Source organism: Halorhodospira sp. M38, from assembly GCF_022227985.1.
GTDB lineage: Bacteria > Pseudomonadota > Gammaproteobacteria > Nitrococcales > Halorhodospiraceae > Halorhodospira > Halorhodospira halophila_A.
The window spans coordinates 58,215-74,086 of record NZ_JAJNQP010000003.1; the positions used below are offsets into that span (position 1 = coordinate 58,215).

12 protein-coding genes are annotated in these 15,872 nt (G+C 67.8%); 3 read left to right on the forward strand and 9 right to left on the reverse strand.

Annotated elements, in window-relative coordinates:
* Position 1 precedes the first annotated feature (1 nt).
* The 6 genes from LRA98_RS03035 to LRA98_RS03060 form a co-directional block, all read right to left on the reverse strand.
* Positions 2–985: a hydrolase gene (locus tag LRA98_RS03035; protein ID WP_238632735.1), complete on the reverse strand. Its 984-nt coding sequence runs from the start codon at positions 983–985 to the stop codon at positions 2–4.
* The gene (locus tag LRA98_RS03040; protein ID WP_238632734.1) at positions 982–3,780 is read right to left on the reverse strand and encodes a sensor histidine kinase; all 2,799 of its coding nucleotides are present in this window, start codon (positions 3,778–3,780) and stop codon (positions 982–984) included. Before LRA98_RS03040 ends, LRA98_RS03035 begins: the two co-directional genes overlap by 4 nt.
* A 4-nt stretch (positions 3,781–3,784) precedes the next feature.
* Positions 3,785–3,982, reverse strand: a complete 198-nt coding sequence (locus LRA98_RS03045) for a hypothetical protein (protein ID WP_238632733.1) — start codon at positions 3,980–3,982, stop codon at positions 3,785–3,787.
* Position 3,983: 1 nt separating this feature from the next.
* Positions 3,984–6,107: a 3'-5' exonuclease gene (locus LRA98_RS03050; protein ID WP_238632732.1), complete on the reverse strand. Its 2,124-nt coding sequence runs from the start codon at positions 6,105–6,107 to the stop codon at positions 3,984–3,986.
* Entirely contained in the window at positions 6,107–6,484 is a 378-nt protein-coding gene (locus LRA98_RS03055; RefSeq protein WP_201171826.1) for a response regulator transcription factor, read from the reverse strand. The genes LRA98_RS03050 and LRA98_RS03055 overlap by 1 nt, the downstream gene beginning before the upstream one ends.
* Positions 6,485–6,565: 81 nt before the next feature.
* Entirely contained in the window at positions 6,566–8,488 is a 1,923-nt protein-coding gene (locus LRA98_RS03060) for a putative nucleotidyltransferase substrate binding domain-containing protein (protein WP_238632730.1), read from the reverse strand.
* A gap of 277 nt (positions 8,489–8,765) precedes the next feature.
* Here LRA98_RS03060 and LRA98_RS03065 point away from each other — a divergent pair, with 277 nt between their 5' ends.
* From LRA98_RS03065 to LRA98_RS03075, 3 genes are all read left to right on the forward strand, one after another.
* A complete protein-coding gene (locus tag LRA98_RS03065) occupies positions 8,766–11,057 on the forward strand; it encodes a sodium:solute symporter family transporter (protein WP_238632728.1) in 2,292 nt (763 codons plus the stop codon).
* 98 nt (positions 11,058–11,155) lie between these two features.
* Positions 11,156–11,392 carry a hypothetical protein gene (locus tag LRA98_RS03070; RefSeq protein WP_201171817.1) on the forward strand — a complete coding sequence of 79 codons (237 nt, stop codon included), beginning with the start codon at positions 11,156–11,158 and terminating at the stop codon, positions 11,390–11,392.
* Entirely contained in the window at positions 11,389–11,988 is a 600-nt protein-coding gene (locus LRA98_RS03075) for a tetratricopeptide repeat protein (protein WP_201171814.1), read from the forward strand. The genes LRA98_RS03070 and LRA98_RS03075 overlap by 4 nt, the downstream gene beginning before the upstream one ends.
* Positions 11,989–12,126: 138 nt before the next feature.
* On the opposite strand, the gene LRA98_RS03080 is transcribed toward LRA98_RS03075, so the two are convergent.
* The 3 genes from LRA98_RS03080 to LRA98_RS03090 all read right to left on the reverse strand — a co-directional run bounded on the left by LRA98_RS03080 (position 12,127) and on the right by LRA98_RS03090 (position 15,867).
* Positions 12,127–12,321, reverse strand: a complete 195-nt coding sequence (locus LRA98_RS03080) for a hypothetical protein (protein WP_201171804.1) — start codon at positions 12,319–12,321, stop codon at positions 12,127–12,129.
* Positions 12,322–12,405: 84 nt separating this feature from the next.
* The gene (acs, locus tag LRA98_RS03085; protein WP_201171803.1) at positions 12,406–14,343 is read right to left on the reverse strand and encodes an acetate--CoA ligase; all 1,938 of its coding nucleotides are present in this window, start codon (positions 14,341–14,343) and stop codon (positions 12,406–12,408) included.
* A 159-nt stretch (positions 14,344–14,502) separates the two neighbouring features.
* Positions 14,503–15,867 (reverse strand): sigma-54-dependent transcriptional regulator, encoded by a 1,365-nt coding sequence (locus LRA98_RS03090; RefSeq protein ID WP_201171802.1) that lies wholly within the window; start codon positions 15,865–15,867, stop codon positions 14,503–14,505.
* Positions 15,868–15,872: the final 5 nt, after the last annotated feature.

Genomic DNA, 15,872 nt, shown 5'->3' on the forward strand with positions numbered 1-15,872 from the left:
TCTAGCCGGAAGCGGGCGGGTTGCCCAGGGCGGCCTCGATGAGCCCGGCGATCCGCCCGTCCAGCCAGTAGCCGGGCCGGCCGGGCCGGGTGCCGTGGACGAAGCCGACGTGCCCGCCGTGGCGCTGCAGTTCCAGACACACCCCGGGGCCGAGTTCGTCGGCCTGCGGGATGGTCTCCGATGGCACGAAGGGGTCGTCCGCCGCGTGGAGGATCCGGGTGGGCTGGCGGATGGCGTCGAGACGCTGCCGGCAGCTGGCCCGCTGGTAGTAGTCGGCGCTGTCGCGAAAGCCGTGCAGCGGGGCGGTGAGCAGATCGTCGAACTCGCGCAGGCGGCGGATGCGCCGAATCCGCTCCACCGGCACCGGCGCATCGCTGCGTGCGGCGAACTTGGCCGCGGCCATCGCCCGCAGGCGGCGCAGCAGGTAGGCCTGGTAGACGCGGGCGAAGCCCTGCTCCAGGGCTTCGGCGCAGCGGTCCAGCTCGAATGGCACCGAGACGGCCACGGCCAGCGCCACCGGGCTATCGCCGCGCTCGGCCAGCCAGTTGAGCAGCATCGAGCCGCTCAGCGAGAAGCCCACCACCGCCAGGGGCTGTCCGGGCCGCCGCTCCGCCAGGCCGGTGACCACCGCCTCCAGGTCGTCCCAGGCGGCCGCGTGGTAGGAGCGCCGATGGCGGTTGGGCCGCCGCCCGGCCCCCCGCGACTGCAGGACCACCGATCCGATACCGCGCCGGGCCAGCTCGGCCACCAGCCCGCGCACGTAGGCCGAGTCGCTGCTGCCGCCCAGGCCATGGCCGATAATCGCCAACCCCTGGCCCGCAGGCCCCCAGGCCAGCTCCAGGAAGTCGCCGTCGGGCAGCTCGAAGGTCTCCGGCGTCAGCGGGATCCGCGGCGGGCTGCGCAGCAGGGCCGGGAAGACGGTCTGGGCGTGGCGGCCCGGCAACCACCAGGCCGGTTGGAAGGCGGGGGGCTGCGGATCGGTCACGCGGGGGTCTCTCCGTCGGAGGTCGGTCCGTTTTCGGTGAACGCCACATAGCCGGTGACGTTGCTGTGCTCGCCGCCGGCGCGCGGCAGCTCGCAGACGAAGCTGGCCCCGGTGCCGGGTTCGCTTTCCACCCACAGCTTGCCCCAGTGGGCGTCGGCGATCAGCCGGCAGATGGTCAACCCCAGGCCGCTGCCCTTGGGCTTGCCGGCCTGCTGCTGCGAGATCTGGTGGAACTTGTCGAAGATCCGCCGCTGATCCTCCTCGCTGATGCCCGGGCCGTTGTCGGTCACCGACAGGCGCAGGGTGTCGCCGCGGCCCGGCTCCAGGCGCAGCCAGACCTGCCCCTCGCCGGGGTCGGTGAACTTCGAGGCGTTGGAGAGCAGGTTGATGATCAGCTGCATCAGCCGGTCCGGATCACCCTTGACGGCGTTGTCGTCGCTGGCGATCTCCACGTGCAGCTGCGTCTGCCGCTCGGTGAACAGCTGCTGGGTCGATTCCACGGCCTCGCGGGCCAGGCGCGAGAGGTCCACATCCTCCAGCTGCCACTGCGCCGAGCCGCTCTCGATCTTCGACAGGTCCAGCACCTGGTTGATCAGCCGGGTCAGCCGCTCGCTCTCGCGGACCACCACCTCGAGGAATTCGCGGCGCTGATCGGCGTCCATCTCCGGGTTATTGAGCAGGATCTCGCCGAAGGCGCGGATCGAGGTCAGCGGGGTGCGCAGCTCGTGGCTGACCATGGAGACGAACTCGTCCTTGAGCTGATCGAGCTCCTTGAGCCGCTCGTTGGCCGAGCGCAGCTCCTCGGTGGCGCTCTCCAGGGCGCGGGATTTCTCCTCCAGCCGCCGCGAGTACTCGATGGCCCGCGAGGTGGCGTCGAGGATCTCCATCACCCCCTCGTAGGAGAGCGCCTCGCCCTTGACGATGGAGGAGACCATCACCCGCGCCGAGGCGGAGCCGATGGAGCCGGCGAGCAGGCGCTCGACGTGGTTGACCAGCTCCGGCCGGGCCTGCTCGGCCTCGTCCAGGGGGCGGCCGCGGTGGGCGCCGTACTCGCGGATGACCTCGGCGGATCGGCGTGGGCCGAGGAAGCGGCCGAGCAGATCCTGCAGATCGCCCACGGTGGCGGTGCCCTCCCAGAAGCGGGCATCGCGCTCCGAGCGCAGGAAGACGTCCACGAACAGCGTGGCCTGGATGCGCTCCATGTCGCTCTGACGGTCGAACAGCGAGATCCCCAGCAGCAGCCCCAGGTTGACCAGCAGCGTCCAGAAGAAGGCGTGGGCGATCGGGTCCATGCCCTCCAGGCCGAACAGGGCGTAGGGGTGCAGCCACTCGATGCCCCAGGGTCCGTCGCCGAGCAGCCGCTCGCCGAGCAGTCCGGCCTCGGCCAGCGAGGGCAGCAGCAGGGTGTAGGCCCAGAGCAGGAACCCGGCCACCAGCCCGGCCAGCGCCCCGCGCCGGCTCGCCCCCTTCCAGAACAGCCCGAGCAGCACCGCCGGCGCGAACTGCGCCACCGCGGCGAAGGAGATCAGCCCGATGGAGACCAGGGCGTGGGTATCGGCAATGAGCAGGTAATAGACATAGCCCAGCGCCAGGATGACGCAGATCACCACCCGCCGGATGGTGACGATCAGCCGCGAGAGATCGCGCTGGCCCCGGGCGTGGAAGCGCCGCAGGCGCAGCAGCGCCGGGGTGACCAGGTCGTTGCTGACCATGATGGCCACGGCGATGGTCGCCACGATCACCATGCCGGTGGCCGCTGAGAAGCCGCCGATGTAGACCAGCAGCCCGAGCAGGCCCTGATCCACGGCCAGGGGCAGGGCGAGGACGTAGTCGTCGGCCGGAATTCGGTCGCCGAAGAAGAGCAGCCCGGCCAGGGCCACCGGCAGGACGAACAGGTTGATGATCAGCAGATAGAGCGGAAACAGCCAGGACGCCGTGCGGATGTGGTCCTCGTTGACGTTCTCCACCACGCTTACCTGCCACTGCCGCGGCAGGAAGAGGATGGCCAGCGCCGAGAGTGCCAGCATCGCCATCCAGCTCTGGTAGCCGCCGGGCAGCTCGGTGAGCAGGCCGAGCTCCTGGATCTTCGGGGTCGCCGCCGCCTCGCGGAAGAGCTCCAGCGGGCCGGAGAAGAGCACGAAGGTTACGAAGACGCCGATGGCGAGAAAGGCGATGAGCTTGACCACCGACTCGAAGGCGACGGCCACCACCATGCCCTCGAGCCGTTCGGTGGCGTCGATGTGCCGGGTGCCGAAGAGTATGGTGAACAGCGCCAGGAGCACCGCCACGTAGAGCGCCTTGTCGTCGAGGATGCCGGCGCTGCCGGCCTCCACCGCCTCCATGTCCGGGAAGTGGAGCAGCACGTCGAAGCTCGAGGAGACGGCCTGCAGCTGCAGGGCGATGTACGGGGTGGTGCCCACCAGGGCGATGAACGCCGCCAGGCCGCCGAGGAGCATGCTCTTGCCGTAGCGGGCGGCGATGAAATCGGCGATGGAGGTCAGCCGGTAGAGCTTGCTGATGCGCACGATCTTGCGCAGCACCACCCACCAGACGATGGCCATCAGCGTGGGGCCGAGGTAGATGGTCAGAAAGGCCAGCCCCTGTTCGGCGGCCAGCCCGACGCTGCCGTAGAAGGTCCACGCCGTGCAGTAGACGGCGATGGACAGGGTGTAGACATAGGGGTTGTTGACCAGTGACAGCCCCCGGTCGCCGAGCTTGTCCGCCGTGTAGGCGACGGCGAACAGCAGCCCGACGTAAAGGGCCGAGACCAGCAGGATGGTCCAGGCCGGCAGCATCCCGCTAGCCCCGCGCGGCTGCCCGGTTGAGCCGGGCCAGGCCGAAGATCAGCCCGGCCCAGACGATGAACAGATAGGCGAAGAGGATCGGCACGCCCAGCACCTTGCCGTCGACCGCGAACAGCGAGAGCACCGGGTAATTGAACAGGGCAGCCCCGAGCAGGGCCAGGGCGATGAGTCGTTCACTGCGCCGTCCCGTCATCTTAGAACTGCGCCTGTTGCTTGCGGACCTCGACCATCTGCTCGGAGGCGTTGATCGCCTCGCGCAGGGTGGTCACGCCCCGCTCCTCAAGCAGCGGCAGCATCTGCGCGAAGATCTCCCCGGTGACCAGGGTGTCGCCCAGCGCGGTGTGCCGCCCACTGATCTCCACCCCCAGCCGGTTGGCGATGGCCTCCAGGGTGTGCTCCGGGGTGTGGTCGTGCAGGAAGACCGACAGCAGCAGGGTGTCGAGCACCGGGTTCTCGAAGCGCAGCCCGCACTGCTCTTCCTTGAGGCGGATGAACTTCATGTCGAAGGCCGCATTGTGGGCGACCAGCACCGACTCGCCGACAAAGGAGCTGAACTGCGGCAGGACCGTGGTGATCCCCGGCTTGTCGGCGACCATCTCGTCGCGGATGCCGTGGAACTTGATCGACGCCTTGGGGATGGGCCGGCCCGGGTTGACTAGCTGCTCGAAGCATTCGCCCTCGAGGATGCGGCCGTTGACCATGCGCACCCCGGCGATGGAGATGATCTCGTCGCCCTCCGAAGGGGCCAGGCCCGTGGTCTCGGTGTCGAAGATCACGAAGGAGAGCTGGGCCAGAGGACGGTCGAGCAGCTCGCCCTGGTCGGCGGCCTGGTCGGCCAGCGAGAAGTCGTAGAACTCCGGCCGCGGCGGCAGCCGCTCGCCCGGTTGCTCCCACTGGCGCCGCGACAGCGGCACCGGGATGCGCAACACGGCGCGGCCCTCGCAGCGGGGCTGGGTCTGGCTCCAGGCGATGCTGTCGTGGCGCTCGAGCACCCCGCGCGGGGTCAGCTGCCCGGTGGCCTCGGGCAGCTCCTCATCGAGCCACGCCTCAAGCCGCTCGGGCGGGACCGGTGCCCCTTGCCAGGAGAGGTCCAGGTAGACCCGCTGATCCCCCATCAGCGGCTCGGCGCGGACCTCGGTGATCCCGAGATCACCGCGCAGGTGGCGCAGCAGATGCTCCAGCACCAGGCCGATGGAGTGGCTTTCCGCGTGCATCCAGAGCGGAATGCCGACCACCTCCACCTGGGGCAGGCCCTCCGGGTGGCGGCGGATCACGCTGGCAAAGAGATCGGCGCTGCTGATGTCCGCCATGGTCCACGGGGCCGAGACCAGGCGGTGGGTCTCCCGGGCCATGCGCTCGAAGCGCCGGCTGAGCTCGCGGCTCTCGTGGACCATCATGGCCTCGAAGGACTGCCGCTGCTCGCGGGCCATGGCCTCGTCGCCCTGCCCGAGACTCTCGGCGGCGGCGCGCAGGTTCGCCAGCGGTGCGCGCAGCGATTCGACGGCGCTGCGCAGGGCGTGGTCGCGTCGGGCCACCCCCTCGATCTTGCGGGTGATGTCCTCGAGGGTGAGCACGAAACCGGAGCGCAGCGGGCTGGAGGAGGGCAGCAGGCTCATCCGGCAGTGCAGCAGGGCACCGTCGTCCACCGTCGCGCAGACGAACTCCGCGCGGTTCTCGGCCACCGTGTGGTCGTCGGCGACGGCCAGCCGGTGCTGGAGCATCTCCAGGGTGTGGTCCACCGCCGAGCGGGCCAGCACGTCGTAGATCGAGCGCCCGAGGCCCAGGGCGTCGCTGCGCAGGATCTCCCCGGCGGCCGGGTTGTAGAGCAGGATTCGCCCCTCGGTGTCGCAGACGATCACCCCCTGCTGGATCTCGCGCAGGACGATCTCCAGCCGGGTCTTCTGGTTCTCCGCCCCCTGGGCCCCGGAGCCGAGCGCCTTGGCCACCTCGCGGCGGCTCTCGTAGAGGTTGCTGCCCAGGGTCTGCAGGCTCTCGGGCAGCTCGCCGAGCAGGTGCATGCTCGGGATTTCCAGTTCGTGGGCCGGGTTGGAGCGGGCCATGATCGACGCGCCACGGGCCAGTGCGCCCAGCGGGCGGATGACGGCCGCATCGAGGAGGATCCAGATGGCGACGGTGGCGCCGGCGAGCACGGCGCCGGCCCCTGCGAAGGCGAGCAGCGCATTGGCGCGCTCCGGGCCCTCGGGGACGTGGCCCAGGGTCAAGTAACCGACGGTGGCCAGCGCAGCGGCGATCAGCAGGAGCAGGAACAGTGCCGGTGCCCAGAACTTCAGCCGGCGGCGAGCCATGGCGCTGGCCATCACTGCGCCCCGTTGGCCAGGATGTGCTGGACCGTCTCCACCACTTCCTGGGTCGAGAACGGCTTGGTGATGTAGTCGTCCGCGCCCATGGCCAGCCCCTTCTCGCGCTCCACGTCACGGCCCTTGGCGGTGAGCATGACCACCGGCAGGTGCGCCCACTCGGCGCGCTGGCGAATCTCCTGACAGACCTCGTAGCCGTCCTTGCGGGGCATCATTACGTCGAGCAGCACCAGGTCCGGGATGCGCGCCTCGAGGGCCTCGAGGGCCTGCTCGCCGTCCTGGGCGGTGCGTACCTCGAAACCGGCCTGCTTCATCAGGAACTCCAGGGACAAGACGATGTTGTCCTCATCGTCCACGATCAGGATCTCTTGGCTCATCTTCGTGGCCGCCTCCTCTCGGTTATCGTGCCGGGTCGCTATCGCCGGGGGCGTGCTGCCCCCCCCGGCGAGCGCCCTATTCTAAAGGCCGAAGACGCCTTGTACGCGGTCCTGGAAGCGCTTGACCGCTTTCATGCTCGTCGCCAGGGACTGCCGGGTCAGGTCGTCCAGCTCCTCGGGGTCGATGTACTTGTCCGGAATCTGCCCCGCCTGATACTGCTCGATCTGGTGGGTCAGCAGCAGGTCGAGCAGTTCCTCGTGGGCGGTCAGGACCGAGTCGACCATCTCGCTGGTGAGCACACCCTCGCGGCGCAGGCCCTTGAGCCGGGCGACGGTGTTGGTCTCCCGCACGTTGGCGGAGAGTGCGTAGATGCGCGCGCCGTTGGCGATGATGCGCAGGCCCTTGCGCTTGATATCGACGCAGCCGTGACCATTGTCGGAGCGGCGCGAGCGGATCAGGCGGTTGAACAGCCCCACGGCCGGCTGCCCCTCGGCGTCGTCGCCGGTCATGAAGCGCAGCAGTTTGGGCTGCTCCTGCAGGGTGGCGAGGACGAAATCCCAGAGCTCGGTGACCAGCCCCTGCTCACCGTAGAGGAGTTCGAAATCCAGAAAGATGTTGCTCCACCGGGCCGAGGTGCTGTTCGGGTGCCGGGCGATGTAGCGCAACTGCTGCCGCCAACGCTCCAGCGCGTGGCGGTACTCCGGGTTGCGGGCCATGATATCGCCCTTGCACCACTCGTAGCCGAGCTCGTCGAGGCGGACGTTGACCCGCTCGGCGAAGTTGGCGAACCACTCCGCCTCGGTCTCGTCCAGGGGGCGGGGCTCGCTGCTGCCGCGGGGGTAGTCCCCGATGATCATGGCGTTGTCCTGATCCGGGTTGATCAGTGCCTCGCGGCGGGCCAGCGAGCCGAGCACGAGCAGGGCGTAGGGGCGCGGGGCCTCGCCCCATCCCTCGCCGTGGAGCTCGTCGAGGACGAGGTCGATGCAGCGGCGCTGGAGCTGCAGGTGGAACTCGCTGAGCAGGTAGGTGGCGCGGCTCGCCTCGCGGTTGTTGTTCCAGGCCTCGCGGGCGACGTAGCCCACCTCGCCGGCCAGTTGGCGCAGCTCCGCCATGCTGGTGGCTCGGTTGGTGCGCTCGCGCATGACCGTCTGCTGCGCCATGATCGCCTGCAGCATGTTCGACTGCGAGAGCATGCCCACCGGGCGCGTGCCGTCCATGACCACCAGGTACTTGACGTTCTCCCGCGCCTGGATGTCCTTGGCCTCGGACAGGGGCGTTTCCGGACCGATGGCGGTGATCCGCTCGGCGGCCTCGACGATGGAGGCGTCCGGGCTGAGTCCGCGGGTGAAGATGGCCCGGCCGATGGTGCGCAGCGTGGCCAGGCCCACCAGTCCACCAGCCTCGTCGAGCACGCCGATGCTGCCGATCTGGCGCTCGTCCATGAAGCGGAACGCCTCGGCGAGGCTGCAGTCCGGCTGCTGGTAGGTCAGCGGCGTGGACATGGCGGTGCGGGCCGGCTGCGACAGGGCGCCAGTGGGGCTGCCGCGGTGCTGCCAGGAGTTGGCGCGGATCCGGTCGGCGATGATGCGGCTTAGGGTGTCGGCCAGCGCCGGGTGCTCGCGTTCGAGGGTGCGCACGTCCTCGAAGGGGACGCCGACGACCAGCGTCGGCCGGGTGGCGAGGGCGGTGAGGGTGTAGGGCTCGTCGTCGAAGTAGCTTGACAGCCCGAGCAGGGTCACCGGCTCGCGCACGGTGACCACGTTGTGCGCGTCGCGCAGTTCCACGCGCCCCTCGTAGAGGATAAAGAGCGTATCCCGGTCCGGGTCGCCGAGGTGGAAGAGCACCTCGCCACTGTCCAGGTGGTGGACGCTGCCCCGGCCGAGTAGGGCACGCAGGACCCCGTCGTCGAGGTTGCGGAAGACCTCGTTCTCGGCCAGGCGGCGGATATCCAGCGTGTCGGCGGATACGTGCGGTTCCCCGGGGCTGTTCGCTCCGGTGGCCATTAGCGCTTCTCCTGTGCGGGTGTCTGCTCGCTTTGATCATGCCCAAGCCCGGCCGCGGAGACAAACCACTGTGCGGGTGTTACCCACCGGTGTTACCCGCGGGAACGTGGCCTGTTACCTCGGGTAACGCCCCCGCAGGGAGGCCGGGGCCGGAACCTAGATACATCAGCCGGTTAGCGGGCCACGCAAGGGTGGCACGTTTTTCGCTAGGTGCCTGCCGCCCCCTGTGGGGGGTGCAACACCTCATAACTCCAGAAATGTGAGGGGGAGACGCGTAATGTCAGCTATGGCCATATGGCTGTTGGTGTTTGTAGGCCTGTACTGGGGCTACTGCATCTTCTGGGGTATCAAGGGATACCTCTGGTCGCGCACAGCCAGCGACTACTTCGTGGCCGGGCGTTCCGTCAGTATGTGGGTCTTCATACTGGCGGCGACGGCCACGTCCTTCTCGGGGTGGACGTTCGTGGGCCACCCGGGCCTGATCTATGAGGACGGCCTGCAGTACGCCTACGCCTCGTTCTACTCCATCTGCATCCCGTTCACCGGCATGCTGTTCCTCAAGCGCCAATGGATGATCGGCAAGCGCTGGGGCTACGTCACGCCGGGCGAGATGTTCGCGGACTACTTCCGGACGGACTCGATCCGCATCCTGATCCTCATCGTGGCGCTGATCTTCGCGGTGCCGTACCTGGGGATCCAGCTGCGCGCTTCGGGCTTCCTGTTCCACGTGCTCACCGACGGATGGATGGGCGTCGAGATCGGCATGTGGTTGCTGTCCGCGGTGGTGCTCTTCTACGTGGCCTCGGGCGGTCTGCGTGCCGTGGCGTACGTGGATGCGGCGCAGGCCGTGCTGCTCATAGTCGGTATCTTCGTCATCGGCATCGTGGCGCTCTACTACATCGGCGGCTGGAACAACTTCACGCACGTGATTGCCGGCCTCGTCGAGTGGGAGACGGCCACCGGCGGTGCCGGGGAGGTCTCGCCGGGCATGATCCCGGGTGATTCCGGTGCCAGCGGCTACGTCGCCATCCCGGGTGCCATCCAGTGGGTCGGTGCCGCGGCCAGTGCCCAGGGCGGCGTCTGGACCGGCGTGATGAACATCACCTACATGCTGGCGCTGGGCGGCATCATGGCTTCGCCCTCGTTCACCATGTGGGCGTTCTCCAACCAGAACCCGCGGCCGTTCGCGCCGCAGCAGACCTGGATGTCCCCGCTGGGCGTCGGTGCCCTGATGTTCACGTTCCTGGCGATCCAGGCAATGGCCACCCACGGCCTGGGCGGCAACACCGAGTTCGCCAAGGACATCTTCTCCGAGCAGTACGGCGAGGAGCTGGCCGAGTACCAGTCGCTGTTTGAGGTCTCCGAGGAGCACCAGGGCCTGGTCGACGAGGTGCGCCAGCGCCTCGATGCCGGTGAGTCCCTGGACGGCATGAACCTCAGCCCGCTGGTGCCCACGGCGGTCATGCAGCGCGGCATGATCCAGGCCGAGCACCCCGAGCTGAACCGCCAGGAGGTCGAGCAGGTCATTGCGGCCGGTCTTGCGGCGCTGTCCATTGGTGAGGATCCGCGCAACATGGATCCGGACTGGCTGGCAGCCCTGCCGGGGGATCTCGAGCGGGCCTGGCTGGACCTGTCCCTGGATCGGGGCGGTGACAGCGAGCTGGTGCCCCAGCTGCTGAATATGCTGGAGGCGGCAGCGCCCTGGTTGGCGGCCCTGCTGGCGGTCTGTGCCCTGGCGGCCATGCAGTCCACCGGTGCGGCGTACATGTCCACCACCAGTGGCATGTTCACCCGTGACCTGCTGCGTCGCTACATCATGCCGAATGCCAGCAACCAGACCCAGGTCGTGGCGGGGCGGATCTTCGTCACCATCCTGGTGCTTGCAGCATTGACCGTGGCAACGGTGACCACCGACGCCCTGGTGCTGCTCGGCGGTCTGGCCACCGCGATGGGTACGCAGATGTGGGTGCCCCTGGCAGCCATCTGCTTCTTCCCCTGGCTCACCCGTCCGGGTGTCGTCTGGGGCCTGGGCGTGGGCATCATCGCCGTGCTGATGACCGAGAACATCGGCATCGATCTGCTGGCGGCGATGGGCGTCGACGTGCCCTGGGGTCGTTGGCCGCTGACCATCCACTCGGCTGGGTGGGGCCTGGTGCTCAACGCCCTGGTGGCCGTGGTCGTTTCGGCAATGACGCAGAACAACAAGGAAGACTACGATCACCGCATGACGGTGCACGCCTTCCTGCGTGAGCATGCGTCGCTGCCGGCCGAGAAGCGCCACCTGATCCCGATCGCCTTCACCATCGTCATCGGCTGGTGGATCTTCGCCTTCGGTCCGGGCGCCCTGCTGGGCAACTGGGTCTTCGGCGATCCGACCAACCCCGATACCTGGTGGTTCTTCGGCCTGCCGTCCATCTGGGTCTGGCAGCTGCTGTGGTGGGTGATCGGTATCTACATGATGTGGTTCACCTGCTACAAGTGTGAGATGAGCACCGTGCCCGAGAAGGAAATCGAGGTCCTCTTCGACGAGGATCAGGGCAAGGCCCGCTACGACGTGAGCCGTCCGTAACGGGTTGGTGATCATCGATCACTGAACCGGGAAGCGTAGGGGGCCATTTCGGTCCCCTACGCCCCTTCCTTCCAGAAGGCTTCATTCGAGCGAGCGATATGGATCCGACGCTTCAATTCCTGTTCTGGGTCGTTTTGCTGGTCGTCCTGCTCTTCTATCCCGTCAGTCAGTGGATCTGGGTGTTGAGCGTCCGGCGGCTGCAGCGGAGACTGGATCGGGAGTTGTCCGAAGAGGAGCTGGCGGGGCAGAAACGGCGGGCCCGCGTGCTGACCGCCATCATCCTGCCGGTGTTTTCTTTCTTCCTGAATTCCGCAACGTTGGGTGTGTTGCAATGATCAAGATTACCGAGCGGGGGTACCGGACCTGGGTGGTGATCGCCATCGTGGCGGCGCTCCTGCCGCTGGGCTATGCCCTGTACCAGGGCGTGGCACCGGATCGGGGCCCGGGCGATGTGAAGACCATCGCCGGCGACCGTGCCTTCCAGGATCGGCGTTACGAGCGCGCCCTGGAAGAGTATTCCCGGGCGCTGGAGGAGGCGCCGCAGCACCGTTACGCCCACCTGGGCAAGGCGACCACGCTGCTCGAGCTCGGCGAGTTCGAGCGCGCTATCGACCTCTACGATCGGTTCATCGAGTGGATCGACCCGGAATTCGCCGGCGCCTACGCGAATCGGGGCATTGCCTATGACCGGCTTGGCGAGCACGAAAAGGCGCTGGCCGATTACCGCAAAGCGGCGGAGCTGGACGAGGCCGTGGACGACGGCCCGGGGTGGTTGACCCGGTTCTTCCACATGGGTCCGGACGGACAGCCGAGCATTTCCGAGCGGGCTGATTATATCGAGGAACAACTGGCGCTGCCGGAGTCGGAGCGCAAGCTTTCCGATCCGGAGAAGGACAGCCAGCAGCGGGCCTATACGCAGCGGCCCGACTAGCGCATCAGAAGAGAGGGGATGGTGCGGCGTCTGCCGTGCCGTGCCCGATCCTGCCGGGTGGGATGTCCGTCCCGCCTTTCTCTCTACCCGACCCAACCCCACCACGGCCCGCCTCAACGGGCCGTGCCGTGGCGTGGTTCAGGCCGCGTCCAGCGGCGCCACGCCGAGGATCGGCAGCCCGAGGATATCGACGAAGAGAAAGCGCATCGCGAAGATCAGGGCGATGCAGCCGAAGAGCAGGTGCACAGTGGGGTGATCGCCGTCCGGGTCCTTGTAGGTCAGCCCGTGCCAGGCGATGGCGAGGGTTACGAGAAAGTAGATCCAGGGTGACATGGGTCTCTAGGGCTTGGTGTTCTAGGGTCCGGGTTCAGGAACAGCAGGACGGGGCCGGTTGCCCGGCCCCGTCCGTCTCCCGCCTTACTGGTTGGCCCGATCTTCGATCAGGGTATCCACCACGGTCGGGTCGGCCAGGGTGCTGGTGTCACCCAGGCTGTCGAGTTCGTTCGCGGCGACCTTGCGCAGGATGCGGCGCATGATCTTGCCGGAACGGGTCTTCGGCAGCCCCGGCGCGAACTGGATGATGTCCGGCTTGGCGATGGGGCCGATCTCCTGGATGCAGAGCTTGACCAGCTCCTGTTTGAGCTCCTCGCTCGGCTCCTCGCCGGCCATGAGGGTGACGTAGGCGTAGATGCCCTGACCCTTGACGTCGTGGGGGTAGCCCACCACGGCGGCCTCGCTCACCTTCTCGTGGAGCACCAGGGCGCTCTCGACCTCGGCCGTACCCATCCGGTGGCCGGAGACGTTGATCACGTCGTCGACCCGGCCGGTGATCCAGTAGTAGCCGTCTTCGTCACGGCGGGCACCGTCGCCGGTGAAGTACTTGCCCGGATACGCGGCGAGATAGGTGTTGATGAACCGCTCGTGGTCGCCGTAGATGGTGCGCATCATGCTCGGCCAGGCGCGGTTGATCACCAGGTTGCCGTTGGTCGCGCCCTCGAGCACGTTGCCCTTGTCGTCGACCAGCTGCGGCTCCACGCCGAAGAAGGGCAGGGTGGCGGAGCCGGGCTTGAGGTCCATGGCGCCGGGCAACGGCGCGATCAGGATCGAGCCGGTCTCGGTCTGCCACCAGGTGTCGACGATGGGGCAGCGGTCCTCGCCGATGGTGTGGTAGTACCACTCCCAGGCCTCGGGGTTGATCGGCTCACCGACGGTGCCGAGGATGCGCAGGCTCTTGCGCGAGGTCTTCTTCACGTGGTCGTCGCCCTGGCCCATCAGCGCGCGGATGGCGGTCGGGGCGGTGTAGAAGATGGAGACCTCGTGCTTGTCCACCACCTGCCAGAAGCGACCGGCATCGGGGTAGGTGGGCACGCCCTCGAACATCAGGGTTTTCGCGCCGTTGGCCAGGGGGCCGTAGACGATGTAGGAGTGGCCGGTCACCCAGCCGACGTCGGCAGTGCACCAGTACACCTCGCCATCCTGGTAGTCGAAGATGTACTTGTGGGTCATCGCCGTGCCAAGCAGGTACCCAGCGGTGCTGTGCTGCACCCCCTTCGGTTTGCCGGTGGAGCCGGAGGTGTAGAGGATGAACAGCGGATCCTCCGCGTCCACGTGCTCCGGCGGGCAGTCCGGAGAGGCCTCGGCGCAGGCCTCGTGGTACCAGACGTCGCGCCCGTCGTTCCAGGCGATATCACCGCCTGTGCGACGGACCACGAAGACCGTCTTGACGTTGGGGCAGCCCTCCAGGGCCTTGTCGGTGTTGGCCTTGAGCGGGATCTTGCGGCCACCACGCACACCCTCGTCCGAGGTGATGACGACCTCGGCATCGGCGTCCTGGATCCGATCGCGCAGGGCCTCGGGCGAGAAGCCGCCGAAGACCACCGAGTGTACGGCGCCGATGCGCGCGCAGGCGAGCATGGCGACCGCCGCCTCGGGAACCATGGGCAGGTAGATGCAGACGCGGTCGCCCTTCTTGACGCCGCGGGCCTTCAGGGCGTTGGAGAAGCGGCCAACCCGCTCGTACAGGTCGCGATAGGTGATGTGCTCATCCTGGTCCGGCTCGTCGCCTTCCCAGATGATGGCGGTCTGATCCCCCCGGGTCTCCAGGTGACGATCCACGCAGTTATAGGCCACGTTCAGGGTCCCGCCCTCGAAGAAGCGGATGTCGCCCTTGGCCAGATCCCAGTGACAGGTGGTGCCCCACTTGCTGAACCAGTCCAGGAACTTATCCGCCTGCTCCGACCAGAACCCTTCGGGATCCTGGATCGAGCGGTTGTACATCTCCTGGTACTGCTCGAAGTTCAGATGGGCGTCCCGCTGGATCGCCTCGGGGACAGGGTACACCTTGGTCTCCGACATCGTTCTCTCCTCCCGGATTTCTGGTCGGTCAAGCTGGCCGTCTCCTGGCGACGACCCGGCCGTAAGTGCCCGCGCTCTGGTCACGCGGGGAGGATAGCAGAGCAAAGTGTTACGAGGTTGCACGCCTTCCGGTCCACAGGTGTGTCGAAAGGTAACACGTCACGCCCGGTTGCTACCCGGCCGTGGGATCCCGTGGCGCTGGCGTTTCTCCCACAGCGCCTTGCGGCTGATGCCGAGCCCTCGGGCCAGGGCGGTCTCGGTCATGTGATCCTGGTGTGTCAGGACATACTGGCGGAAGTAGTCCTCCAGGGACAGGTCCTGGCGTGGGCCAGTCTCGGCCGTGGCGCCGGATTCGGACCCGGCTGCCGCGCTTTCGGCCGCGGGCAGGCCGAGCATATCCGGGCTGATGGTGTTGCCTTCGCTGAGGATCACCGCCCGCTCGATGGTGTTCTCCATCTCGCGCACGTTGCCCGGCCAGGAGTATGCGCCCATGGCGTCGATGGCTGCCTGCGAGAGCTCCAGAGGGGCGCGGTTGAGCCGCTGGCAGGTCTTCTCCAGCAGGAAGCGGGCGAGTTCGGGGATGTCCGGGGCGCGTTCGCGCACCGGGGGCAGGCGGATCTCCATCACGTTGATCCGGAAGAATAGATCCTCGCGGAACTCGCCGGCGCCGGCCAGGCTCTTGAGGTCGCGGTGGGTGGCGGCCACCAGGCGGATGTTCACCCGCCGGGCCTGTGTCGAGCCGATGCGCCGGATCTCCCCCTCCTGGAGGACCCGCAGCAGTCGTCCCTGGGCCTGCTGGGGCAATTCGCCGATCTCATCCAGGAACAGCGTGCCGCCGTCGGCGGATTCCACTAGCCCCGCACGGGCGCCGACGGCGCCGGTGAAGGCGCCCCGCTCATGGCCGAAGAGCTCTGCTTCGATCAGTCCGTCGGGGATCGCCGCGCAGTTCACCGCCACCAGAGGCCCCTCGTGGCGCTCGCTCTGCTCGTGCAGCGCCCGGGCCACCAGCTCCTTGCCGGTGCCCGATTCGCCCAGGATCAGCACCGAGGTATCGGTGGGGGCGACCTTGCGGATGCGCTCGAAGACCGCCCGCATCGCCTCGCAGTTGCCGACGATGCCGGTGACCGGGTAATCGCGCTCGACGTGGGCCTTGAGGGCGGCGTTCTGGCGCTGTAGCCGGCCTTCCTTGAGGGTGCGCTCGACGAGCAGCAGCAGCTCGTCGTGGTCGAAGGGTTTGGCAATATAGTCCGCTGCGCCCTGGCGCATGGCTTCCACCGCCGACTGCACGCTGGCGTAACTGGTCATGATGATCACCGGGGCCGTGGTGCGCTCGATGGCCTCGGTGCCGGGCTCGCCGGGCAGGCGCATGTCGGCGAGGATCAGGTCGAAGGCGTCCAGGTTCCAGCGCTCCTGGGCCTGTTCGAGAGAGTCGGCCTGGTGGACACTGTACCCGTGACGGCTCAGCAGCCGCTCCAGGGCCTTGCGGATGACCGATTCGTCCTCGATGAGCAGCAGGTCGGCCATTTGGG

Bases quoted from the DNA above. Each gene is read 5' to 3' on its own strand.
- LRA98_RS03055 (WP_201171826.1), bottom strand. From the start codon at position 6,484: ATGAGCCAAGAGATCCTGATCGTGGACGATGAGGACAACATCGTCTTG.
- LRA98_RS03090 (WP_201171802.1), bottom strand. From the start codon at position 15,867: ATGGCCGACCTGCTGCTCATCGAGGACGAATCGGTCATCCGCAAGGCC.
- LRA98_RS03080 (WP_201171804.1), bottom strand. From the start codon at position 12,321: ATGTCACCCTGGATCTACTTTCTCGTAACCCTCGCCATCGCCTGGCAC.
- LRA98_RS03075 (WP_201171814.1), top strand. From the start codon at position 11,389: ATGATCAAGATTACCGAGCGGGGGTACCGGACCTGGGTGGTGATCGCC.
- LRA98_RS03070 (WP_201171817.1), top strand. From the start codon at position 11,156: ATGGATCCGACGCTTCAATTCCTGTTCTGGGTCGTTTTGCTGGTCGTC.
- acs (WP_201171803.1), bottom strand. From the start codon at position 14,343: ATGTCGGAGACCAAGGTGTACCCTGTCCCCGAGGCGATCCAGCGGGAC.
- LRA98_RS03065 (WP_238632728.1), top strand. From the start codon at position 8,766: ATGTCAGCTATGGCCATATGGCTGTTGGTGTTTGTAGGCCTGTACTGG.
- LRA98_RS03040 (WP_238632734.1), bottom strand. From the start codon at position 3,780: ATGCTGCCGGCCTGGACCATCCTGCTGGTCTCGGCCCTTTACGTCGGG.
- LRA98_RS03045 (WP_238632733.1), bottom strand. From the start codon at position 3,982: ATGACGGGACGGCGCAGTGAACGACTCATCGCCCTGGCCCTGCTCGGG.
- LRA98_RS03060 (WP_238632730.1), bottom strand. From the start codon at position 8,488: ATGGCCACCGGAGCGAACAGCCCCGGGGAACCGCACGTATCCGCCGAC.
- LRA98_RS03050 (WP_238632732.1), bottom strand. From the start codon at position 6,107: ATGGCCAGCGCCATGGCTCGCCGCCGGCTGAAGTTCTGGGCACCGGCA.